The sequence below is a fragment of the Gynuella sunshinyii YC6258 genome (assembly GCF_000940805.1).
Lineage (GTDB): Bacteria > Pseudomonadota > Gammaproteobacteria > Pseudomonadales > Natronospirillaceae > Gynuella > Gynuella sunshinyii.
Genome location: NZ_CP007142.1, coordinates 4,679,143 through 4,700,347, shown reverse-complemented (window position 1 = coordinate 4,700,347; position 21,205 = coordinate 4,679,143). Strand labels below are relative to the sequence as shown.

At 47.0% G+C, this 21,205-nt stretch carries 23 protein-coding genes; 11 read left to right on the top strand and 12 right to left on the bottom strand.

All coding sequences use genetic code 11. The features are described from left to right. Positions 1–73 precede the first annotated feature (73 nt). Genes hemA through YC6258_RS19565 form a run of 4 tightly spaced genes read left to right on the top strand, consistent with a single transcriptional unit; the run spans position 74 to position 4,041 of the window. Positions 74–1,354 (top strand): glutamyl-tRNA reductase, encoded by a 1,281-nt coding sequence (gene hemA / locus YC6258_RS19580; RefSeq protein ID WP_044618416.1) that lies wholly within the window; start codon positions 74–76, stop codon positions 1,352–1,354. Then, the gene (gene prfA / locus YC6258_RS19575) at positions 1,351–2,439 is read left to right on the top strand and encodes a peptide chain release factor 1 (RefSeq protein ID WP_044618415.1); all 1,089 of its coding nucleotides are present in this window, start codon (positions 1,351–1,353) and stop codon (positions 2,437–2,439) included. Before hemA ends, prfA begins: the two co-directional genes overlap by 4 nt. Next, on the top strand, positions 2,436–3,308 hold the full coding sequence (gene prmC / locus YC6258_RS19570; protein ID WP_044618414.1) for a peptide chain release factor N(5)-glutamine methyltransferase: 873 nt from the start codon (positions 2,436–2,438) through the stop codon (positions 3,306–3,308). Before prfA ends, prmC begins: the two co-directional genes overlap by 4 nt. After that, entirely contained in the window at positions 3,301–4,041 is a 741-nt protein-coding gene (locus tag YC6258_RS19565; RefSeq protein ID WP_044618413.1) for a HesA/MoeB/ThiF family protein, read from the top strand. Before prmC ends, YC6258_RS19565 begins: the two co-directional genes overlap by 8 nt. On the opposite strand, the gene speD is transcribed toward YC6258_RS19565, so the two are convergent. Both speD and YC6258_RS19555 read right to left on the bottom strand, forming a co-directional pair. Continuing rightward, a complete protein-coding gene (gene speD / locus YC6258_RS19560) occupies positions 4,038–4,844 on the bottom strand; it encodes an adenosylmethionine decarboxylase (RefSeq protein ID WP_044618412.1) in 807 nt (268 codons plus the stop codon). The genes YC6258_RS19565 and speD overlap by 4 nt on opposite strands. Positions 4,845–5,110: 266 nt before the next feature. Further along, the gene (locus YC6258_RS19555; RefSeq protein ID WP_044618411.1) at positions 5,111–5,536 is read right to left on the bottom strand and encodes an OsmC family protein; all 426 of its coding nucleotides are present in this window, start codon (positions 5,534–5,536) and stop codon (positions 5,111–5,113) included. A gap of 161 nt (positions 5,537–5,697) precedes the next feature. Here YC6258_RS19555 and crp point away from each other — a divergent pair, with 161 nt between their 5' ends. Beyond that, on the top strand, positions 5,698–6,339 hold the full coding sequence (crp, locus tag YC6258_RS19550; protein WP_044618410.1) for a cAMP-activated global transcriptional regulator CRP: 642 nt from the start codon (positions 5,698–5,700) through the stop codon (positions 6,337–6,339). A gap of 289 nt (positions 6,340–6,628) precedes the next feature. On the opposite strand, the gene trpC is transcribed toward crp, so the two are convergent. Genes trpC through YC6258_RS19530 form a run of 3 tightly spaced genes read right to left on the bottom strand, consistent with a single transcriptional unit; the run spans position 6,629 to position 9,088 of the window. Further along, positions 6,629–7,438 carry an indole-3-glycerol phosphate synthase TrpC gene (gene trpC, locus YC6258_RS19540; protein ID WP_044618408.1) on the bottom strand — a complete coding sequence of 270 codons (810 nt, stop codon included), beginning with the start codon at positions 7,436–7,438 and terminating at the stop codon, positions 6,629–6,631. A gap of 10 nt (positions 7,439–7,448) precedes the next feature. Continuing rightward, positions 7,449–8,480 carry an anthranilate phosphoribosyltransferase gene (gene trpD / locus YC6258_RS19535; RefSeq protein ID WP_044618407.1) on the bottom strand — a complete coding sequence of 344 codons (1,032 nt, stop codon included), beginning with the start codon at positions 8,478–8,480 and terminating at the stop codon, positions 7,449–7,451. Beyond that, a complete protein-coding gene (locus tag YC6258_RS19530) occupies positions 8,477–9,088 on the bottom strand; it encodes an anthranilate synthase component II (RefSeq protein ID WP_044618406.1) in 612 nt (203 codons plus the stop codon). Before YC6258_RS19530 ends, trpD begins: the two co-directional genes overlap by 4 nt. A 75-nt stretch (positions 9,089–9,163) precedes the next feature. On the opposite strand from YC6258_RS19530, the gene YC6258_RS19525 reads away from it, so the two are divergent. From YC6258_RS19525 to YC6258_RS19515, 3 genes are read left to right on the top strand one after another with little or no spacing between them, the layout of a single operon-like run. After that, positions 9,164–9,412 carry a Trp family transcriptional regulator gene (locus YC6258_RS19525; protein ID WP_044618405.1) on the top strand — a complete coding sequence of 83 codons (249 nt, stop codon included), beginning with the start codon at positions 9,164–9,166 and terminating at the stop codon, positions 9,410–9,412. Between the two features lie 8 nt (positions 9,413–9,420). Beyond that, the gene (locus YC6258_RS19520; protein ID WP_044620228.1) at positions 9,421–10,821 is read left to right on the top strand and encodes an anthranilate synthase component I family protein; all 1,401 of its coding nucleotides are present in this window, start codon (positions 9,421–9,423) and stop codon (positions 10,819–10,821) included. Continuing rightward, complete coding sequence (locus tag YC6258_RS19515) at positions 10,821–11,486, top strand: anthranilate synthase component II (RefSeq protein ID WP_044618404.1); 666 nt, start codon at positions 10,821–10,823, stop codon at positions 11,484–11,486. Before YC6258_RS19520 ends, YC6258_RS19515 begins: the two co-directional genes overlap by 1 nt. A 166-nt stretch (positions 11,487–11,652) precedes the next feature. On the opposite strand, the gene YC6258_RS19510 is transcribed toward YC6258_RS19515, so the two are convergent. The 5 genes from YC6258_RS19510 to YC6258_RS19490 form a co-directional block, all read right to left on the bottom strand. Continuing rightward, positions 11,653–12,258 carry a 1-acyl-sn-glycerol-3-phosphate acyltransferase gene (locus YC6258_RS19510; protein WP_052830424.1) on the bottom strand — a complete coding sequence of 202 codons (606 nt, stop codon included), beginning with the start codon at positions 12,256–12,258 and terminating at the stop codon, positions 11,653–11,655. Positions 12,259–12,268: 10 nt separating this feature from the next. Then, complete coding sequence (locus YC6258_RS19505) at positions 12,269–13,561, bottom strand: M18 family aminopeptidase (RefSeq protein ID WP_044618403.1); 1,293 nt, start codon at positions 13,559–13,561, stop codon at positions 12,269–12,271. A 74-nt stretch (positions 13,562–13,635) separates the two neighbouring features. After that, positions 13,636–14,439 carry a DUF1338 domain-containing protein gene (locus YC6258_RS19500; RefSeq protein ID WP_044618402.1) on the bottom strand — a complete coding sequence of 268 codons (804 nt, stop codon included), beginning with the start codon at positions 14,437–14,439 and terminating at the stop codon, positions 13,636–13,638. A gap of 240 nt (positions 14,440–14,679) precedes the next feature. Then, entirely contained in the window at positions 14,680–15,579 is a 900-nt protein-coding gene (rarD, locus tag YC6258_RS19495) for an EamA family transporter RarD (protein ID WP_245626963.1), read from the bottom strand. A 9-nt stretch (positions 15,580–15,588) separates the two neighbouring features. Continuing rightward, positions 15,589–16,983 carry an aminotransferase-like domain-containing protein gene (locus YC6258_RS19490; protein ID WP_052830423.1) on the bottom strand — a complete coding sequence of 465 codons (1,395 nt, stop codon included), beginning with the start codon at positions 16,981–16,983 and terminating at the stop codon, positions 15,589–15,591. A gap of 115 nt (positions 16,984–17,098) precedes the next feature. On the opposite strand from YC6258_RS19490, the gene YC6258_RS19485 reads away from it, so the two are divergent. Genes YC6258_RS19485 through YC6258_RS19475 form a run of 3 tightly spaced genes read left to right on the top strand, consistent with a single transcriptional unit; the run spans position 17,099 to position 19,215 of the window. Then, on the top strand, positions 17,099–17,827 hold the full coding sequence (locus tag YC6258_RS19485; RefSeq protein ID WP_044618400.1) for an alanyl-tRNA editing protein: 729 nt from the start codon (positions 17,099–17,101) through the stop codon (positions 17,825–17,827). Positions 17,828–17,830: 3 nt separating this feature from the next. Continuing rightward, entirely contained in the window at positions 17,831–18,622 is a 792-nt protein-coding gene (locus YC6258_RS19480; RefSeq protein WP_044618399.1) for a PhzF family phenazine biosynthesis protein, read from the top strand. Next, complete coding sequence (locus tag YC6258_RS19475; RefSeq protein ID WP_044618398.1) at positions 18,622–19,215, top strand: LysE family translocator; 594 nt, start codon at positions 18,622–18,624, stop codon at positions 19,213–19,215. Before YC6258_RS19480 ends, YC6258_RS19475 begins: the two co-directional genes overlap by 1 nt. Before the next feature lie 231 nt (positions 19,216–19,446). Here the strand turns inward: YC6258_RS19475 and YC6258_RS19470 are convergent, their stop codons facing one another. Both YC6258_RS19470 and YC6258_RS19460 read right to left on the bottom strand, forming a co-directional pair. Then, positions 19,447–19,911, bottom strand: a complete 465-nt coding sequence (locus YC6258_RS19470) for an Mpo1 family 2-hydroxy fatty acid dioxygenase (protein WP_044618397.1) — start codon at positions 19,909–19,911, stop codon at positions 19,447–19,449. Positions 19,912–20,642: 731 nt separating this feature from the next. Continuing rightward, on the bottom strand, positions 20,643–20,951 hold the full coding sequence (locus tag YC6258_RS19460; RefSeq protein WP_044618395.1) for an isoamylase early set domain-containing protein: 309 nt from the start codon (positions 20,949–20,951) through the stop codon (positions 20,643–20,645). Positions 20,952–21,205 lie beyond the last annotated feature (254 nt).

Sequence of the window (21,205 nt, the reverse complement as noted above, 5' to 3'; positions counted from 1 at the left end):
AATCGATTCTAATTGTGTACAATTGCGCGCCTTTTATACCACTCTTTAGAGAGCATTTTTACTTAAGTTTTATATGGCGCTTTTCGCTTTTGGAATAAATCATAAAACAGCCAGCGTTGAAGTACGGGAAAAAGTCGCCTTTTCCCCGGACCGACTGGTTTCTGCCCATCAGCAGGTTTGCTCTCTGCCGGATATTCGTGAAGCAGTGATTGTGTCTACCTGTAACCGTAGTGAGATCTACTGTTATCTGGAGCGCGATGCTGTTTCAGACGAAACCGGTTTGACTGAGTTGATTGGCTGGCTGGCAGAGTACCACGGTTTATCAGTCAACGAACTGAAGAACTCGGCTTATCTGCTGCGTGATGGTAGTGCTATTGAGCACTTGGCTAAAGTGGCGAGTGGGCTCGATTCCATGGTGCTTGGAGAGCCGCAGATCCTGGGGCAGTTAAAAAGTTCCTATGCCGTGGCACAAGAGAGCCACACTGTGGGTCAGCAGCTGAACCGATTGTTTCAGCATAGCTTTGCCGTTGCCAAACATGTGCGTACCCATACGGCCATTGGGGAGAATCCGGTTTCCGTTGCCTATGCGGCAGTGTCTTTGAGTACGCATATCTTTTCTGATCTCAACCAATGTTGCGCATTATTAATTGGTGCTGGTGAAACTATTGATCTGGTGGCAAGGCATTTGTGTGAGAAAAACATTGCCAAAATCATCGTCGCCAATCGCACCTTGCAAAGGGCGCAGTCTCTGGCAGAGCAATTTGGTGCGGAAGCGATCATGCTGGGTGACATTCCTGATTATCTACATCGAGCTGATATCGTTATTTCGTCAACTGCCAGTCAGTTGCCTATTCTGGGTAAAGGGGCGGTAGAGGTCGCTTTAAAGAAGCGCAAGCATGCGCCTATGTTTATGGTTGATATTGCGGTGCCCAGGGATATTGAGGCGCAGGTCGGTGAGTTGGCAGACGTTTACCTTTATACCGTGGATGATCTGCGTGAAGTCATCGATGAGAACATGCGTTCGCGGGAAGAAGCGGCGCTGGAAGCGCAGGAAATTGTTCAGGCCAACACACAAAAATATTTGTCGACACTGAAATCACTGGCGGCCGTCGATACGATCAAAACCATGCGCCTGAAAATTGAAGAAATGAAAAAAGGGGAATTGGATAAAGCCCTGAAGCGAATAACCAATGGTGAAGATCCGTCAGAAGTTCTCCAGGGACTGGCGAATGGCCTGACCAACAAGTTTGCACATGCTCCGTCTGCGTTTCTGCGTAAAGCATTGGCCGAAGGTCGTAATGACGCTCTCATGTGGGTAAATGAAATATTTGAACTGGACGATAAAACTGAATGAAACAATCTATTCGGATAAAACTTGAGGGGTTGCAGGATCGTTTTGATGAGCTGTCTGCACTGTTGTCTGACGCCTCGGTGATTGCCGATCAGAATAAATTCCGGCCTTATTCTCAGGAATATGCTGAGCTGGAACCTGTTATCGAAGCTTTCCGTCAGTTTCTGGCAGCTGAAGCGGATCTGGCGGAAGCCAGGCAACTCGCCCAGGACTCTGATCCAGATATGCGGGAAATGGGACGCGAGGAAGTGGTTCAGGTTGAAAAGCTGTTGGAACAGATGGAACAGCAACTGCAAAAAGAGTTACTACCGAAAGATCCGAATGACAACAAAAACACTTACCTGGAAATTCGTGCTGGAACCGGTGGTGATGAAGCTGCCATTTTTGCCGGTGACCTGTTTCGCATGTATTCCCGTTATGCAGAGAATAAAGGCTGGAAAATAGAAGTGATTTCCGCCAGTGACGGGGAACATGGCGGATACAAGGAAATCATCACCCGAGTCGTTGGAGCCTCCGTGTATTCTGAGTTGAAGTTTGAAAGTGGTGCTCATCGGGTTCAGCGGGTGCCTGAGACTGAATCTCAGGGAAGGATTCACACTTCTGCCTGCACAGTTGTGGTGATGCCCGAAGCTGATGAGCTGGAAGAAGTGGAGATCGATAAGAATGATCTAAGGGTTGATACCTTTCGGGCATCCGGTGCGGGTGGGCAGCATGTTAACAAAACCGACTCTGCAATTCGTCTGACCCATCTACCCACGGGTATTGTGGTTGAATGTCAGGACGAACGGTCGCAACATAAAAACCGCTCTAAGGCGATGTCTTTGCTTGCCGCAAAACTGAAAAGCAGTCGGGACGAGGCATTGGCCAGTGAACAGGCAGCAGAACGCAAAAGCCTGGTGGGCAGTGGTGATCGTTCTGAGCGTATACGTACCTATAATTTCCCGCAGGGACGGGTTACGGATCACAGAATCAACCTGACTCTGTATCGTCTGGACGAAGTGATGACCGGTTCTCTGGAGTTGATTGTGGAACCGTTGATTCAGGAACATCAGGCTGAACAATTGAGTGCATTGAACGATAGTTTATGAAAACCATAGAACAGGCTTTGACATGGGCTGTTACGGAGCTGGCTGACCCGGAAATCGACATCGTTAACAGGAGTGATACTCCTCTGTTGGATGCTCAGGTTCTGTTGGCCCACGTTTTGGGGGAAAGCCGTACGTATTTGCTGGCTTTTTCGGAAGTTAAAGTATCTGCCAGTAATATGGCTGAATTTGAGAGTCTGATCAGTCGGCGTCGCCAGGGACACCCGGTTGCCTATTTGTTGGGTGAGAAGGAATTCTGGTCACTAACATTTTATACCGGTGCCAGTACTCTGATTCCTAGAGCGGATACCGAACGCCTGGTTGAGGTGACCCTTGAAACACTGCCTGAAACGGCATCTTTAAGTGTGGCTGATCTTGGGACTGGTACGGGAGCGGTGGCTATTGCATTGGCGACAGAGCGACGGTGCTGGAAACTGTTTGCAGTAGAAAAAAGTCCGGATGCTCTTGTGTTGGCAGAAAAGAATATCGCCCGGCATCAAGTGGTCAATGTAAAGCCGGTTTTGTCTGACTGGCTGAGCGATTTTGAAGACCTCTCTCTGGATGCTCTGGTCTCCAATCCGCCTTATATCGATGAAATGGACCCACACTTGTCTCAGGGGGATGTGCGTTTTGAGCCTCGGACCGCATTGGTGGCCGATGATCATGGTTTGGCAGATTTCAAGGCGATTATTCAGCAGGCTCAGAGGGTATTGAAGCCCGGTGGCTGGGTGTTTTTTGAGCATGGTTTCGAGCAGGCGGATGAGTTATCCAGGCTATTGCTTGCAGCTGGCTATCACGATATTGAGTGTTTTAATGATTATGCACATCACCCGCGTGTAACCCGCGCACGTTGGCAGGTTATAAATGCTTGATGAGCAACTGCTAAGATATAGTCGGCAGATTTTGCTACCGGATTTCGATATCGCCGGACAGCAGGCACTATTGGCAGCTACTGTTCTTGTAGTTGGGGCCGGAGGGCTTGGCAGTGCGGTGCTGCCGTATCTGGCTGGTGCGGGGGTAGGGCGGCTTCGAGTGGTCGATGGTGATCATGTTGATATGACCAATTTCCACCGCCAGGTGATTCATAAGCAGCAGGGAGAAGCGAAAGCGGTGTCTGCGGCGCGATTTATCGAGCAGTTGAACCCGGGTGTGATGGTTGAAGCGGTGGTTCAACGCTTTAATGCTGAAAATGCCTCTCAGCTATTGGGTGGATGTACTGTTGCGGTTGATTGCAGTGATAACCTCGAAACCCGTCATCTCCTGAATCGGCTGTGTTTTGAACAGGGCGTTAAGTTGGTATCTGGAGCGGCTATAGGTTGGGAAGGGCAGTTATGCTGTTTTGATTATGAGGCAGGTTCTGGTTGTTATCAGTGTTTGTACCCAGCCGGTATGGAACAAAATCTGAACTGCTCTGAAGCGGGTGTTATGGGTCCTGTAGTGGGAATTGTTGGAACAATGCAGGCGCTTGAGGTGATTAAAATGATATCAGGAGTCGGGATTGCAGCGGTAAACAGATTAATGCTGTTTGATGGCAAGACCGGGACATGGAGCGCAATGGGATTTGCAGCCAAACCCCATTGTCCAGTTTGTGGGAGTCGACGTTAAAGGTCGGGAATTTGAGCCAGATTCCGGCTATAAAAAATTTCCTGCATTTCCCGTTTTAAACGTTTTTCAATCCATGCCAGTTCTTCCGGACTGAACTCATCGGCACCGGAACCAAACAGATAATCATCAATATTGAACTTTTTGGTGAGCATTTTGGTATGGAAAATGTTCTCCTGATAGACGTTTACATCAATCATCTGAAAACTTTTGCGCGTATCTTCACTCAAATAGTTCTGTATTGAGTTAATCTCATGGTCAATATAGTGCTTCATGCCGTGGGTATCACGTGTAAAACCCCTGACTCTATAGTCAACTGTCACGATATCTGAATCAAAAGAGTGAATCAGAAAGTTCAGTGCTTTCAGCGGCGAAATAACACCACAGGTCGACACGTCGATATCTGCTCTGAAAGTGGATATTCCGTTATCAGGGTGACTTTCTGGATAGGTATGAACCGTAATATGGGATTTATCCAGATGCGCCACGACACTTTCCGGTAATGGCCCAGGTGATTCATCGGTCTGATTGTGTTGAGGTTCAATAGGCTCTTCGCAGATCAGCATTGTGACGCTGGCGCCTTGTGGATCGTAATCCTGACGGGCAATGTTAAGAACATTTGCGCCTATGATATCAACAACCTGGGTTAGTATCTGAGTGAGACGGTCAGCATTGTAGAGCTCGTCAATGTACTCAATGTATTCGTCTTTATGCTGCTTGGTCTTAGCATAGTTAATGTCATAGATATTAAAGCTTAATGACTTCGTCAGGTTATTAAAACCGTAGAGCTTCAGTTTGTTGTCCATCGACTCACCTCATTTGAGACCAGCAAACCCGGATGAGCTGAAATCCTGAGGATTCAAACAGCCACCCCTGTAAAAGGCCGCGTATTATGAAGATATCGAGATCCTGACGCCATAACCTCAAGCAAAAAAAAAACCGATTTCTGTATATCGAATGCTGAAAGCTAGGTTTGTATGGAATAAGCCGCCGATCAGCGGCTTTCAGGTTTGTCATTTTCGGTCTGTGAGGCCCATCTTTTGTCTAGTTGGATGGCCCAAATCCGAGTGTTCTACTCTGGAACTGAAATGATTTCATAAGAGTGTTGTATTTTGACCCCGGCTTTTTCAAGCATGATCGAAGCTGAGCAGTATTTTTCGGCAGAGAGTTCTACTGCACGTTTTACCGTCGCCTCTTTCAGATTCTTACCAGTGACTTTGAAATGGATATTAATGTGGGTGAATACAGCAGGGACGGTATCGGCTCGTTCTGCATTTAGTTCTGCTACACAGTCGACAACTTCCTGGCGAGACTTTTGCAAAATGCTCATAACATCGAAGCTGGTACAGCCTCCCAAACCCATTAATATCATCTCCATTGGCCGTGGTCCCTGGTTCTCTCCTCCGTGGTCTGGCGGGCCGTCCATAACGATTTTATGTCCAGATCCTGAGCTGGCTGTGAACCTGGCTTTTCCATCCCAACTAATTGTTGCTTGCATGGTATCTCCACTGAATTGGGGTTATATTGTTTAGGGTAGATCATAGCAAATTGTTGAAAAACAAGAACAGATCGACACCTTAGGGGATTATGGATGGCGAAGTTGGCACGATGAGTCCATAATGTGTATCGTTTTATGCTTTGTTGGCTAAACAAAAAGACATGAGCAATTACATAAAAAATCAAATAGAAACAAACCACTTGGATTACTTTTTATCCCAGTGCCATCGCAGACGTTATCCTCAGAAGACTACGTTAATTTATGCCGGGGACAAGAGCGACTCGCTATATTATGTCATACGCGGAACAGTTTCAGTCATCATCGAAGACGACGATGGTCGTGAAATGATTATGACTTATCTGAACAGTGGTGACTTCTTTGGTGAGATGGGCTTGTTCGATCATATGGATGAGCGCTCTGCCTGGATTAAAACGAAAACTGAGTGTGAAGTCGCTGAGATCAGTTACACCAAGTTCAGGGAAATAGCTAAAGAAGATCCGGCTATTCTTTATTTTATCGGTGAGCAAATGGCTACCCGCCTACGGAATACCACCCGTAAAGTAGGAGACCTCGCTTTTCTTGATGTAACAGGCAGGGTTGCACGTACATTGTTGGATTTGTGCAAACAACCTGATGCGATGACTCACCCGGATGGCATGCAGATAAAAATAACCCGTCAAGAAATCGGCCGTATTGTTGGCTGTTCCCGTGAAATGGTCGGAAGGGTTCTGAAAGGGCTCGAAGAGCAGGGATTGGTTTCCGTTAAGGGTAAAACCATGGTCGTTTATGGTACGCGCGGTTAAGCACATCGCTTAACTCGGGAACAAAAAAGCCAGACATTGTCTGGCTTTTTTTTGGGTTTTTATAAGGTGATAAAAATATTTTGATATGTTTTTTCATGTATCAAACTAATGGCCTGTGCAATATTTTACTAGTGATGCAACCATTATCAGACCGATTAGGATCATCGCCCATTTGGAATAACGGGCAGCCTTATCCCCATCCATATGTACGGGATTGCGTTCAGCAAACCATACCAGTACAGCGACACCAAGAAAAACCAGCAAGACAATTTTGACGATCAACGGCACGCTATTGCTCTCCCAGAGAAAATAGCTCACTCAGTTTTTCACCGGGATTATCTGCTTTCATAAATGCTTCTCCGACGAGAAAACTATTTACGTGATGAGCTCGCATGGCGGCAACATCCTGATGGGTGTGTATTCCACTTTCAGTAACCACGATAACATCTTGTGGTAGTGAGCCAAGTAGTTGGTGAGTGGTGTCCAGAGACACATCAAATGTATGTAAATTGCGGTTATTGATACCAATCAGTCGGTTGTTCAATGGCAGGGCACGGGTCAGCTCCTGTTGATCATGTACTTCTACCAGAACATCCATGCCCAGCTCGTGCGCAAGACTGTTAAGGTTTACCAGGCTTTCGTCATCCAATACCGCGACAATCAGCAGAATACAATCTGCCCCCAGTGCTCTGGATTCGTAAACCTGATAAGGATCTACGATAAAATCTTTGCGGATGACTGGTAATTTGGTAACAGCTCGGGCTTCCCGCAAATAATCATTACCACCCATAAAAAAGTCTTTGTCTGTCAGTACAGACAAGCAAGTGGCACCAGCCTGTTCATAGGATATGGCAATTTGTTCCGGATCAAAGCTTTCCCGCAGAATACCTTTACTGGGAGATGCTTTTTTGATTTCAGCGATAACCGCCGAGCGACCCTGTGCAATGCTTTTCTCAATGGCACGGACAAAACCGCGTGGAGATTCCACGTTGGAAAACCGTTCCTCCAGTTGTTTGATAGAGATCGTTTCCTGTCTTTCCTCAATTTCTTGCCATTTCTTATCAATTATTTTTTTCAAAATCGTGGGTATTTCTGTCATACAGTGTTGCTCATGCAAAAATTTCAGTAAACGCGATCAGCTCATCCAGCTTATTGAGAGCCTGGCCAGAGGCTATCGCATCCTGAGCCATTGTGACACCTTCGGTCAGAGAATTGGCTATATCGGCCGCATAGATGGCGGCACCCGCATTTAATGCAATCATGTCCCGGGCTTTATCAGCAGCTTCTCCAGATTCATTGGCAAGCGCTGCTTTTATCAAAGTCAGACTTTCAGCGGCAGAGTGGGCTTGTAACCCCTCTAGGCTGCGGTTAGCAATACCAAAATCCTCCGGCCTGATCTGATACTGGCGGATGTTGCCGTCTTTCAGTTCGGTCACGCTGGTCGTTGTGGCAATGCTGATTTCATCAAGGCCATCGTCTGAGTGAATCACTAATATGTGTCTGGAGCCAAGGGTTTTCAGTACTTCTGCCACTAAACTTTGCACTTCCTTGTTAAAAACACCGATTACCTGCTTGGTGGCACCGGCCGGGTTGGTCATTGGACCCAATATATTGAATATGGTCCGGGTTTTCATTTCTTTGCGCGGACCAATAGTGTGCTTCATCGCGGGGTGGTGTAACTGGGCGAACATAAAGCCCACACCTACCTGATCCACACAACGACTCACCTGATCCGGAGTCAGGTCGATTTTTACTCCTGCCTGCTCAAGAACGTCCGCGCTGCCGCTATTGGAAGATGCGCTGCGATTGCCATGTTTAGCGACTTTGCCGCCAGCTGCAGCGACCACAAATGACGCTGCGGTGGAAACATTGAACAGACTGGCACCATCACCACCTGTGCCACAGGTATCCACCATATGTTCATGATTATATTTGACTCCGGTGGATAGTTCCCGCATGACCTCGACGGCTGCAGTGACTTCATCGACGGTTTCACCTTTCATACGCAGGGCAATCAAGAAGCCACCAGTCTGGGCAGATGTGGACTCGCCAGTCATGATCAGGCGCATTACGCTCTGCATTTCTGCGCGGCTTAAATGTTGAAGGGAAACGACTTTGGCAATGGCTTCCTGCATGTTCATAGGGCGCTACTCTTTAGTTGTTTGTTTTCATGGATTTTCAGGAAATTGGCTAACAATGCATGACCGGACTGAGTTAAAACGGACTCTGGATGAAACTGTACTCCGACAATCGCGTGGGATTTGTGGGTGATGCCCATGATTTCTTCTATCTGATCATTCTGGTCACGTGTCCAGGCGGTCATCTCCAGACACTCGGGAAGGCTGTCCGGAGCAATAACCAGTGAATGATAACGGGTGGCTTGAAAGCCATTCTCCAACTCACTGAATAGTCCTGTCCGGCGGTGAAAAATCCTGGAAACCTTGCCATGCATAATCTGTCTGGCTTTGACAATTCGGGCACCAAAGTGCTGGCCGATACACTGATGGCCGAGGCAGATGCCAAGGATTGGAATTTGTCCGGCAAAGTGTGAAAGCGCCGGAATTGAGATACCGGATTCGTTTGGTGTGCAGGGACCGGGAGAAATCACCAGTCGGTCAGGTTTCATAGCGATTAATTCTGCGATTCCGCATTGATCATTTTTGACAACAGACACTGTCTCACCCAACTCCCGGAAGTACTGAACAATGGTGTAGGTAAATGAGTCATAGTTATCAATCATCAGTAACATGTTGCGAATAAGGGTCCGTATATCATTCAAAAGATGTGATTGACTATAAACCAAATTGTTATAGCATACTAGTACATGAGAACACTAGATCATTACACCGCTGACCTGATTGAGTATCTGCTGGCTGTTAAAACTCCTGATCAAATGGAACAGGCGTTGAGGGAGTTGTTGACCCCGGCAGAGTTTACTGAAATCACCAAACGATTACAGATATTCAAAATGCTGGAAGCAGGTGTGCCGCAGAGGAAAATAGCTGAAGAGCTGGGTGTTGGAATTGCCACGGTTTCCCGAGGTGCCAGGGCCCGGAAGCTCGACTACGAATGAGAATGAATATGGCCAAATCACCCCCCAAAATAGAACTGCCGCGTAAGCCGAAGTACCAGAAAATTACTGATGACTGTGATTATTTTGAGCTGTTCAAAAAAATCGATAAGCAATTTGAGTCTTGTTTTATTCTCGAATCCCTCGGAGAGGAAAGTTACGTCTCCCGGCATACCATTATTGGCTTCGATCCGGAGCAGATTATTTACGCTCAGGAGCAACAGCTTCATATCGCGGATAAGCAAGGAAATGTGGAAACGTTTAGCAGTGATAACCCTTATTATCTGCTTCGAGAGATCATGCCACAGGATGTATTGGCAAGGCAGTACGCTGGTGGGCTGGTTGGTTATCTTGGCTACGATGCGATGGGGTACTTTGAGCCAAGTCTGACACTTAAAACAAACGAAAGTTTTGATGCTTTCAAATTCGGTTTATATAAAGATGGTCTGATTTACGACAAGATGACCGGCGAGCTGATCTATTTCTACTATCACAATAGTCGCATTGATCTGGTCAAGCAGTTGCTGGAACAACCATATGATGGAAATGGCCCGTTACAGGTTATTCCCAACGGCGATACCATGACCCGTGAACAGCATGAGTCTGCTGTTCTTAAAGTCAAACAGGATATTGTTGATGGCAAGATATTTCAGTGTGAAGTGGGCTTTAAAAAACGCTTCAGGCTGATTGGGGATACCATCAATATCTATGAGCGTATGCGGGAGATCAACCCGTCACCGCAGATGTTTTATGTGAAGTTTGCAGAGCAGAAGATTATCAGTGCCAGTCCCGAACTGTTATTCCGGGTGCGTCAGGGCGAAATGGAAACATTTCCATTGGCGGGTACTACGCGGCGTGGAACCACTCCACAGGAAGATGTCCAGCTGGCGCGAGTGCTGTTGAATGATCCCAAAGAAATTGCCGAACACAATATGCTGGTGGATCTGCATCGCAATGATATTGGCAGGGTAGCGCGGTTCGGTACGGTAAAAGTCCGTAACCTGATGGACATCAAGCGTTATAGCCACGTTCAGCACATCAGCAGTGAAATCGTCGGCATCATGGCTGAATCTGAAGATATGTTTTCTGCCCTGGCGAGTAATTTCCCGGCCGGGACTTTGACTGGTGCGCCCAAGATTGAAGCAATGAAGATCATTGATGATCTGGAGACAGACGGCCGTGGTCCATACGGTGGTGCTGTTGGGCAGTTTTCTTTCAATGGGGACTGCACCTTTGCGATTCCCATTCGGACGATCTTTGTTAATGGCGAAAATGCCTATGTGCAGACATGCGGCGGTAACGTTTTTGATTCCAATCCGGCAGACGAGTATCTGGAAATACAACGCAAGTTTGCCGGTACCCGTAGCGCATTGGAGCCTTATGTGCCTGAGCAATATAAGGAGTTTCTATAATGAATGTGTTGATCATCGATAATTATGACTCCTTTACCTATAACCTTTATCAATATATTGGCGAGATCCTGACCTCTGATAAAAATCAGGGCAGGATTCAGGATTTTGCCATTACGGTAAAACGTAATGATGAGCTGAGCCTGGCACAAATCACTGCTTTAAATCCTGACCGAATCATTATTTCTCCTGGGCCTGGATCGCCGGATGATGAGAAATATTTCGGCATTTGTGCCACAGTGATTCGTGAACTCGGGCCAAGTATTCCGATGCTGGGGGTATGCCTGGGGATGCAGGGTATCGTTCATGTTTTTGGGGGCCGGGTGATAAAAGCGCCGTTACCCATGCATGGAAAAACCAGTCCGATTCAACACGATGGCAAAGGGGTGTTTAAGAATATTCCTGATCAGTTGGAAATTATGCGCTATCACTCTCTAATTGCTGAGGCAGAAAGTCTGCCTGACTGTTTGGCGGTTACTGCTGCTGTTGGAAACCTGGAAAGCAAGGACTTTACTAACCTGGAAAAAATACGTGCAGGCGGGAGTTTTGAAATAATGGGCGTCAAACATAAGGATTATCCTGTCCATGGCATCCAGTTCCATCCAGAATCTTTTGCCACAGAAGGTGGCAAAGAACTGATTCATAATTTTTTGTATCAGGAATATTAATGGTATTGATCCGAGTATTAACCCAGTGGATTGTCAGCAGTGTGAGAGGATTCACCGGGTAATAGCATGATCATCAGAGAGATCGTCCTGATCTTTCTGATGATCATTCAAAAGTATTTCATGGGGATTGTGTGAAAATCCCTGAAATTAACTGAAAGAGACAGTCTCAATCACAGTAGTTTTCAGGGGCATATCCTTTAAAGCGCTTGAAATAATCCCTCAGTTCCCGTTCATCCTTTTCAACATCACCACTGGCATAGAACAGTTCCCCAAGCTCGATCCTTTTTTTGCCAAAATCGAAGCCAATCGGAAAGATGGGAATATCGGCCGTATGAGCAATGCGGATAAAGCCGGTTTTCAGTTTTTCGGTTTTTTTGCGGGTGCCTTCCGGGGTAATAACCAACAGCAGTTTATCGTGCTGTTTGAACGATTCCACCAGCTGGTCGACCACGCCCTGAGGAGAAGTTCGGCAGACCGGAATGCCTCCCCAATGGGTGAACATATATTTTGCTGGCCAGACGAATAGCGAATCCTTACCTATCCAGTGAATACGGGTGCCAATGGCGAATTTGGCAAAAATGCCAACCACAAAATCCATGTTCGAAGTATGGGGAGCTATCGCCAGGATGGCTTTATTAATAGCTGGAAATGTTCCATTGATAGACCATCCCATGGCGCCAAATACTGATTTCCCAAACCAACGGGTAAAACTGTTTCCCACGCGTGGATAACAGTCCGGAATCTCCGGAATAATATTGTTATTATGATTCACAACTGTCTCTCTATGCACTGATACTGCTTGAATTGAAAAAATGCTGTAGAGCTTTAAGCAACAATAACGGATCTTTGGCGCCGGCAGTTTCCCGAATAGAATGCATGGCAAACGTTGCAACGCCTACATCCACGGTATTGACACCAAGGTTGGTTGCAGTGATCGGACCGATGGTCGAACCGCAGGCGAGATCAGAGCGAACGACGAATACCTGAACCGGAACATTAACCTGCTGGCAAATGTGTCTGAACAAAGCCTGGCTTGTACTGTTGCTGGCATAACGTTGGTTGGCGTTTATTTTGATAACCGGACCGCTGTTCAGAATCGGCTGGTGATCGGGTTCATGCCAACTGGCAAAGTTCGGGTGAACACCATGGGCATTATCCACGGAAATCATCAGCGAACGACTGATTGTCTGTACAAAGGTTTCGGCACTGTCGCCAATCCATCTTTCCAATACCTGCTTCAGGAATGGGCCATCAGCACCTGATGCAGATGCGCTTCCCACTTCCTCATGATCATTGAACACAATCAGCGCTGGCTGGCTGGCATCGGAGTTGATAAAACTTTGCAGACCAATGAAACAGCTCAGCAGGTTGTCAAGCCGGGCACTGGCGATAAACTCCTTGTTCAAACCGACTTCAGCAGGTAGCTGGGTATCGTAAAAGAACAGTTCCCAGTCGAGCACCTCCGCCAAGGCATCATCATTGATCTGGTCTTTTAACAGGGATTCGAAACTGAAATTTTCGCTGTTGGACACTTGTGCAAGAATAGGCGGAAGGTCCGTTTGAGGGTTTATTTTTTTGCTTTCGTTCTGAGTCCGATCCAGGTGGATGGCCAGGCTGGGGATAATGGCAATCGGGGTGCGAAAATCAATCAGGGCATTTTTCAGAATGCCATCATTGGTTTTATAGCTGACGCGTCCAGCCAGAGACAGATCCCGGTCAAACCATGGGTTGAGCAGAACACCGCCATATACTTCAACAGCCAGCTGCAGATACCCTTTATTAATGGTTACTGGGGAAGGTTTTACCTTAAGTGCGGGGCTGTCGGTATGTGCCCCCATCATGCGGATACCAGCTTCTGTAGGATCATGACGCCCGGTATGAAACGCTATAAGGCTGGAGTCATTGCGGGTGGTAAAGTACTTGCCTTCGGGGGCGAGCTGCCAGGACTGTTTCTCATCCAGTCGCACATATCCGGCTTTGAGCAGCTGTTCGGTGACTTGCTGTACTGCATGAAAAGGGGTGGGAGACTTGCCCAGAAAATCCAGTAGTTCCTGGATCACAAGTAAATCAGACATAGAAAACTAACTGCCTCAAGTGTACAAAATTGGCTATTGTACACTGTTGGCAGCAAACCGGTATGGCTGGAAGATCAGCGCCGGGCGTTGGTCGAGTCAAAGATTTTGTCGGCATTCGCTTCGACAAAGCCCTTGAATAATGATCCGTCGGGCAGAGAATAGCGGCGGGCGAATTCATAAAAACAGGTGGGGATCTGATAAGTTGAGCCATCACCGAATGTCACGTCCTGGTGACTGGCCATCGTTGAGGATTGTTCCAGAAATACCTCGGGGGAGCCTTTGATTTTGGAGCCCGTGGTATTTAATTCATAATCCAGTGACTCAACAAATTCGTTCACCTCAGGCAGTGTTTTCAAGCTATGAAGCTTGTGAACCGCAACTGTAAAGTGGTTGGCTCTTAATCCAAAAACACTTAGCCATGCAGCGTATTCACTTTCTGCTAACAGGCTTTGATACGTTTGATAGTCAGGGCATTGCCAATGGCGGCCTGAATAAAACACGCTGGCGTCTGTGATACTGCCTGGGTCAATTTGCTCCGTCAGGGAGCGGATAATCGCTTGGGTGGGGGCGGACAGTTGATCCGTCAGCAGTTCACTCAAAAAGATCAGTGGCTGATTTTCATCCTGGTGAATATAGCTCCAGGCGTTGAGTTTTTTGGCTGAAAAATGATATTGCTCGTTACGCTGATAACCGAGATCGAATAAAAAAGGTTCTATTCTCTCCAGTTCGACGGCGGAATGCTTAAATGTTCGGAAAGCCACATGGTCATTGATGACCTGTTCACCACGTTGTTGGAATGCCTGTTGTATAGCATCCGCCTGTGGGGTCATACGGACATAGTCATTCCATAGATTGGCAAAAAACTCAGTGATGTTCATTTTGTTTTCCTGGTTTTTGGTAAAAACAACAGTTTAGTGTAATCACCAGTCAGATGAGTTACATGTTCGGCTGATTTGTTTTTACAGGTGCGACATTTAGAGCTGCAAGCTTGTGCTCGGGACTATATGCACCAGCTATCGGATACTGACACTTGGTTCCACAGCGATATTTGTGAGACCGGCGGTGATGGATGATCGCTGCCCTGATTCTGTTGTAACCAGGGCAGGCATATTATCGGCTTAAACGGGTGCCAGTTTCCGGCGTTGCTGTCTGTGTTGGTGGATGCCGTCATAACTGAATATAAACAGCGCTGTCCAGATAAACCCAAATGTTACCCCCTTGGACAGAGTAAATACTTCACCAAATACAAATACTGCCAGTAAAAACATCACGCTGGGGGCAATGTACTGGAAAAATCCCATGGTGCTGTAATTAAGGCGTTTAGCGCCTGCGGCAAACAAGATCAATGGAATGCTGGTAAACGGGCCGGCCAGTATCAGCCATATGTTCAGCTGCCATGAGTTGTTGAGCATATTGAATGTCTCATTATGATCATTCCAGAATACATAAATGATGGCCGGTAACAACAGGATCAGTGTTTCCACGAACAGTCCTGTCTGGGCATCGATCTGTACCTGTTTGCGGATCAGGCCATATACCCCGAAGCTCATGGCCAGTGCCAGCGAGATCCAGGGCAGTTTACCGAACGCAATCAGCTGTATGGCAACGCCAGAGAAGGCGAGTGCAACCGCAAACCATTGCAAACGGCGTAGTTTTTCCTGCAAAAACACCAAACCCAACAGGATATTCACCAGCGGATTGATGTAATAACCCAGACTGGCATCCAGCATGCGGTCATGCTGAATAGCCCAGATGAATATCAGCCAGTTGGTGGCGATCAGAGCGCTGGACAGCAACAGAGTCATCAGTTTTTGGGGGGTGTGCAGGATGGTACGCAGACCATTCAGGTTCTTAAAAGCCACCAGCAACAGGCCGGTAAATATAATGCTCCAGAATATCCGGTGGATTAGAATTTCCTGTGCCGGAACGTGTTTCAGCACTTTAAAATAAATGACCAGAAATCCCCATATGCCATAGGCTGACAGGGCAAATAAAACGCCGCTCTTTTGAGTGCTCATAAGCATTTCCTAAATCGTAAGGTCAGAGAAAAGTGCTGGTTTTTGCGACAGGATGGCGTTCATTTTTTCCAGTGCCAGCCTGAGGTTGTCAAAGTTGATCTTGCCGCCGATGCAAAACCGTACCGCTTGCGGCGCCGAATACTGGCCTGCTGCAAATACTTCGGCAGTTTTAACCCGGATTCCTTCCGTATCGAGCGCTTCCATAAATGTGGCCGCGCGCCAGTGGTCTGGTAGTTCCAGCCAGATGTTAAAGCCATGGTTCTGGGTCAGATTGAAGCCACCAAGGAACTCCCGTGTCAGCACATGTCGACGCTCCAGTTTGAGGTATTGTTCCTGGCGTATGGCAGCCAATGCCCCATCCATGATGAGTTGGCTGGCGAGCTCCGCCAGAATTGGAGATGACATCCAGTTTGTTGCGCGGACGGCAGAACCTATTTGAGAAACCAGCTTATCCGGAGCATGTATTGCGCCCATGCGCAAACCCCCACCAAAAACTTTGGAAAGGCTCGAAATCAGAATGGTACGTTCAGGCAGAACGGTATGAAATGAAGGGGTCTCAGTCGGACCGAGCGCGCCGCCCTGAGTATCATCATCAATGATCCAGATATCATGCTGGCGGCATACACGTGCCAGTGCAGTGAGTCGTTCTATTCCCATCGTAACCGGGATGGGGTTGGCCATTCTTGAGGCAACGTATAGAACCCGTGGCCGATATCGTTGACATGCCAGAGACAAGGCTTCTGGTGTCAGGCCATGGTCATCAAACTCCAGCCCGATCAGTTTTAAATGCAAATGATGGGCAGCACTGATGAAGCCGGGGTAGGTCAGTCCTTCACAGATGACCGTATCGCCGGGTTGAGTCAGCGCCATGAGGCTGGAGAAAAAGCCATGCTGTCCACCGCTGGTAATAATCATGTTGTCAGAGCGAATATTTTCAACACCACAATATTCCAGCCATTGAGTAAATGCCTGATTGTGGCGCTGAAGGCCGTTTACCGAATGATAATCCAGTAGTTCGGTCATTAGGCGGTGATCGGATTGTATCTGCTTCATTGCCTGTTCAAGTATCTCCGGCTGGCGTCCTGACAATGCCACGCTATAGGTCAGGTTCAGCTGATCGCTTTCCAGAGTTTCTGAGTAGTAGAACAATGACGAGTGATTGCTGTCGCGTACGTAAGTGCCACTACCCACTTTGCTGGTCAGCAGTTGTCGGCGCTCGGCCTCGGCATATCCTCTGGTGACAGTACCTACAGTCACGTTCAGTTGGTCAGCCAGATAACGGTGAGTGGGTAATTTTTCACCCGGCACCAGTTCGCCGTGCTGAATAGCCTGTTCAATGGCATCCGCCAGAGCTTTGTATTTTGGGCCTTCGAAGGCATCCAGGTTCGATATATTGAATGTCATGGTGACAAAAAAAAGATTGACCGTATTGATTAGCTGATTACGATAATATTGTATCGATTAGGCATGATCAATTTATTAATTGTATGCATACAATTATGAGGAGTGGTAAGTAGTTATGACGCACAAAATGTTTTACGAAGATGCTTATCTTAAGCAGCTCAAAACTACAATTGTCGCGATGGAACCAGCTGAAGGTCAGTGGCAGCTGATTACCGCAGAAACTATTTTTTACCCTCAGGGGGGAGGACAGCCGGGTGATCAGGGGTGGCTGTTAACGGAAGATGGAAGGCGCATTGAAATTACCAACACCCGTTACAGCGCAGACAGGCAGCATATCGTTCATTATCTCAATGGCACTTCTATAGCCGGGCTGGCAGCTGGTACTTGTGTAACGCTGGAGCTGAACTGGGCGCGTCGTCATCGTTTGATGCGTATGCATACTGCCATGCATTTGATGTGTTCAATCATACCTGCTCCCGTGACCGGTGGTGGTGTGAGTGAGCTGCAGAGTCGCTGTGAATTTGATGTTCAAACATCTGATTGGGACAAAGAGCAACTGACCCGACAGTTAAATGAACTGGTGCAGGCAGCTTTACCGGTATCGATTTCCTACATCACCGAACAGCAGCTGGATGATAATCCTGAGCTGGTCAGAACCATGAGCGTTCAGCCACCACGCGGTCTTGGCGACATACGCATGATCCGGGTGGGTGAGGGAATTGATTATCAGCCATGTGGGGGAACCCATGTTGCCAATACTGCGGAAATCGGTCAGATAAGAATTGCCAGTATCAAGAGTAAAGGCAAACAAAATAAGCGTTTCAATATCGAGCTGGAGGACTGACAGGTGAAATTACCGATTTTTCAGGTGGATGCATTTACCGATCAGGTTTTTAAAGGTAATCCTGCGGCAGTGATACCCTTGTATTCCTGGTTGTCTGATACGCAAATGCAGATGATTGCAGCGGAAAACAATCTTTCAGAAACCGCTTTTTTTGTGCCTTCGAATGATGGCTTTCATTTACGCTGGTTTACCCCGGGTTATGAGATTGAGTTATGTGGTCATGCAACTCTCGCAACGGCTCACGTGTTGTGGCACGAGTTGAACTATCAGAACACGGAACTGCGTTTTCAGACCATGAGCGGTGAGCTGCTTGTGACTAAAACCGGATCTCAGTATCAACTGGATTTCCCGGAAAAAACGCTACGGCCATTTGAGCTAGCGTCGCCGTTGCGGGAGTTGATTCGTGCTAACCCCGTTGAGGTCTGGGAAAACCAGAAAATAATGGTAGTACTGGAAAATGAGCAGCAGGTTGCTGATTTTCATGGCAGTTTCTCGGGTCTGGATATTCAGTCTGGCGTTATCCTGACTGCGCCGGGTGATCAGTCAGGTGTCGATTTTGTGTCGAGATTTTTTGTCAATCCTGCCAGTGGCATCAATGAAGATCCGGTTACCGGATCGGCTCATTGCCTGCTAACGCCTTATTGGAGCCAGCGGTTAAACAAAACCCGGCTGACTGCCAGACAAATCTCAAAACGTTCTGGTGATCTGTTGTGTCAATTACGCCAGGGAAGGGTTTTGATGACGGGATCTGCAGTAACTTATTTGTCCGGTAATATTTATTTGGAGCAGGACTGATGGAATGGTCTTATCTGTTGTCGGTTATGTTGTTTGCGTTTACCGTTACCATTACTCCCGGACCTAATAATCTGATGTTAACGGCCAGTGGGGTTAATTTTGGCTTTGCCCGTACAGTGCCGCATCTGCTCGGAGTTACGTTTGGATATACATTGTTGTGCATTGCTGTTGCCTTGGGTCTTGGTGCATTGTTTGTCCGGTTTCCCATATTGCACAGCGCTCTGAAGGTGATAGGAGCTGTCTATCTGCTGTATTTGGCGTGGAAAATTGCTATGTCAGGTCGGGTGGTGGAAGGCAGCCGGAATGAGCAACCTATGACTTTCTGGCAAGGAGCTGTTTTCCAGCTGGTCAATCCCAAGGGCTGGACGATGGCGGTCACTGCAATATCGGCGTTTACCGTTGAAGGTGAGGCTCTAACGGCCAGTCTGATCATCGTGGTGGTTTGTCTCGCTCTGGTGTCGTTACCCTGTTGCAGCTGTTGGGCACTATTGGGTACTCAGATCAAACAGTTTCTAACCAGTCATCGGGCATTAAAAATTTTTAATTATTCTTTGGCATCATTGACCGCCGGCAGCGTGTTATTGATTATCTGATTATTGCTCTTTGCCACCTCCTTGGTGAGGTGGCTTTTTTAGAAAGTCTTTAAATAATGGCCTGTGTCGCTATGCGGCGTTAAGGTCTGTTCAAATCGGTCATTTATGTCTGGTAAACTCCCGCTTTTTGCTCGGCATATTTTGTGCTTCTGTCGCTGACCGGTGGAGCAGTTCAAATATGCTCCCGGTGGATTGGTCGCGGCTCCCTCACCGATATTTTTACAGAGGCTCCTATTTTAGCCGGATACCCAGACGGTGATATATAAAGCTCATCAACCAGGCTGGACCAATTAACAGAAATTGAAGGTCCTTGAAAAAACTGGGTCGTTTGCCTTCCACTATATGGCCGATAAACTGTCCTATCCAGGCACCCACGAACAAGGTTGTCGCAGTCTTCCAGAGAGGTAGCGTCACAGCTCTTTCGTGCCAAAGAATCAAAGCAATAGACAGAGCACTGATTATCAGCATGCCCAGCATCAGGCGTAGCGATAGGTGAGCGTAAAAAAACAGTCCATACACGATAAGAACTGTGGCCAGATTCAGGTAACTGGATTGAGGCAGCTGTAGTTGCCAAAGCAGAGCCAGCAGGGTCCAGAAAATAACCGGTACACAAATCCAGTGAATAAATTTATTCACCTTGTTTTGGTGGCTTTCGCCGTACTCGGCCAGCCAGGACTCAATGGGTTTGTTAAACATAATGTTCTCCTGTCATATTATTATTGTTGTTATTGAAAAACCTATTTCATCGGTTTTCTGACGACATGGAAAGTCCGAAATATCCTGCCTGCCTCATTGATGTCAGAGAGGCATATCAATTGTATATTTTTATTCTTCTATATCATGGATCTCACTAATTGGTGAGATCAAATGTTTGGTCGCGGGATGTTGGATAAAGGCAGGGATGAATAGTAATACTCTGAATAATTCTGAAAAGCCTTCGCTATATCATCGCAGGTATCTGAAACCAATGTGGTTCAACTATTAGCCTGGTACAAATGTTCACCCGGTTAACAGTAACCGGGAAAAATATTGATCTTTATAATTTTGTTTTCACAGAAACCAATTTCCAAGGACCTGTTCGTGTAGCGATATCTGACTCATATAACGTTACTGAAAAGTACTGTTTGATCGCATCAATTGATGCAGGCTGTGAATACAGCCTGTCATTTTCCCAGGCCCGGGAAGATCATCGCTTCGAAGACACCCAGCCCTTACTCCAACCGGAATAAACGGATTTAGGCCCTGTGGTGGCCAGGAAACGCCATCAGTTACCGATATTTCTGTCCAGTTCATCCACCGCCTGATCTCGCCTCTGACGTTGATCTTCAGGGGAATTTGACGGGTTTGCACCGGGCGATACACAAGACACCAGTATGAATAAAATACCAGTCAGAGTGATCGCTTTCTTCAATATCGAATACAAATTATCAAACCGCTACGACAGAGTTTTCCACTGGTAGTGACTTTGCTGGAACATAATTGTCAGCTTCCCAGTCATTTTCCCATTGTTCACCATCGATACAGTAGCGGAACTGATAGTCCTGTCCTGATTCCAGTTCGAGTTCAACTTTAAACTCTCCGGTTTTCAGTTTTGTCATAGGAGTGGCTTTGGGATCCCATTCGTTAAAGTCGCCAACAATGTAAACTTCTGATGCGTTGGGAGCGGCTTGTTTGGGGAGTCTGAAGGTGCATTTTGTTTTGCCAGTGGATTTTACGTAGTGCTTTTTAATGCTCATCGATTGTGGTCCTTAGCTGCTGTCATCAAGTGTTTCAATTGATATAGCGTTGTAGAAAAAGCATTATGTCTCTCTACAGTATTGTTAATCAGCAAGTAATGTTCCAGTTATCTATACAGCTGTCCTTCCGTTGGCAGCCCGGTCAATAAGGATTTTATATAAACGTGCATCTGATCACCAAAATACAACTATTTGCCAAAGTAAAACAAGCGTTATCACAAAAACTTTATGGTGACTCGAAAATAATATCGATA

Coding starts and splice junctions, on each gene's coding strand:
- hemA (WP_044618416.1), top strand. CDS start 74: ATGGCGCTTTTCGCTTTTGGAATAAATCATAAAACAGCCAGCGTTGAA.
- prfA (WP_044618415.1), top strand. CDS start 1,351: ATGAAACAATCTATTCGGATAAAACTTGAGGGGTTGCAGGATCGTTTT.
- prmC (WP_044618414.1), top strand. CDS start 2,436: ATGAAAACCATAGAACAGGCTTTGACATGGGCTGTTACGGAGCTGGCT.
- YC6258_RS19565 (WP_044618413.1), top strand. CDS start 3,301: ATGCTTGATGAGCAACTGCTAAGATATAGTCGGCAGATTTTGCTACCG.
- speD (WP_044618412.1), bottom strand. CDS start 4,844: ATGGACAACAAACTGAAGCTCTACGGTTTTAATAACCTGACGAAGTCA.
- YC6258_RS19555 (WP_044618411.1), bottom strand. CDS start 5,536: ATGCAAGCAACAATTAGTTGGGATGGAAAAGCCAGGTTCACAGCCAGC.
- crp (WP_044618410.1), top strand. CDS start 5,698: ATGAGCAATTACATAAAAAATCAAATAGAAACAAACCACTTGGATTAC.
- trpC (WP_044618408.1), bottom strand. CDS start 7,438: ATGACAGAAATACCCACGATTTTGAAAAAAATAATTGATAAGAAATGG.
- trpD (WP_044618407.1), bottom strand. CDS start 8,480: ATGAACATGCAGGAAGCCATTGCCAAAGTCGTTTCCCTTCAACATTTA.
- YC6258_RS19530 (WP_044618406.1), bottom strand. CDS start 9,088: ATGTTACTGATGATTGATAACTATGACTCATTTACCTACACCATTGTT.
- YC6258_RS19525 (WP_044618405.1), top strand. CDS start 9,164: ATGAGAACACTAGATCATTACACCGCTGACCTGATTGAGTATCTGCTG.
- YC6258_RS19520 (WP_044620228.1), top strand. CDS start 9,421: ATGGCCAAATCACCCCCCAAAATAGAACTGCCGCGTAAGCCGAAGTAC.
- YC6258_RS19515 (WP_044618404.1), top strand. CDS start 10,821: ATGAATGTGTTGATCATCGATAATTATGACTCCTTTACCTATAACCTT.
- YC6258_RS19505 (WP_044618403.1), bottom strand. CDS start 13,561: ATGTCTGATTTACTTGTGATCCAGGAACTACTGGATTTTCTGGGCAAG.
- YC6258_RS19500 (WP_044618402.1), bottom strand. CDS start 14,439: ATGAACATCACTGAGTTTTTTGCCAATCTATGGAATGACTATGTCCGT.
- rarD (WP_245626963.1), bottom strand. CDS start 15,579: ATGAGCACTCAAAAGAGCGGCGTTTTATTTGCCCTGTCAGCCTATGGC.
- YC6258_RS19490 (WP_052830423.1), bottom strand. CDS start 16,983: ATGACATTCAATATATCGAACCTGGATGCCTTCGAAGGCCCAAAATAC.
- YC6258_RS19485 (WP_044618400.1), top strand. CDS start 17,099: ATGACGCACAAAATGTTTTACGAAGATGCTTATCTTAAGCAGCTCAAA.
- YC6258_RS19475 (WP_044618398.1), top strand. CDS start 18,622: ATGGAATGGTCTTATCTGTTGTCGGTTATGTTGTTTGCGTTTACCGTT.
- YC6258_RS19470 (WP_044618397.1), bottom strand. CDS start 19,911: ATGTTTAACAAACCCATTGAGTCCTGGCTGGCCGAGTACGGCGAAAGC.
- YC6258_RS19460 (WP_044618395.1), bottom strand. CDS start 20,951: ATGAGCATTAAAAAGCACTACGTAAAATCCACTGGCAAAACAAAATGC.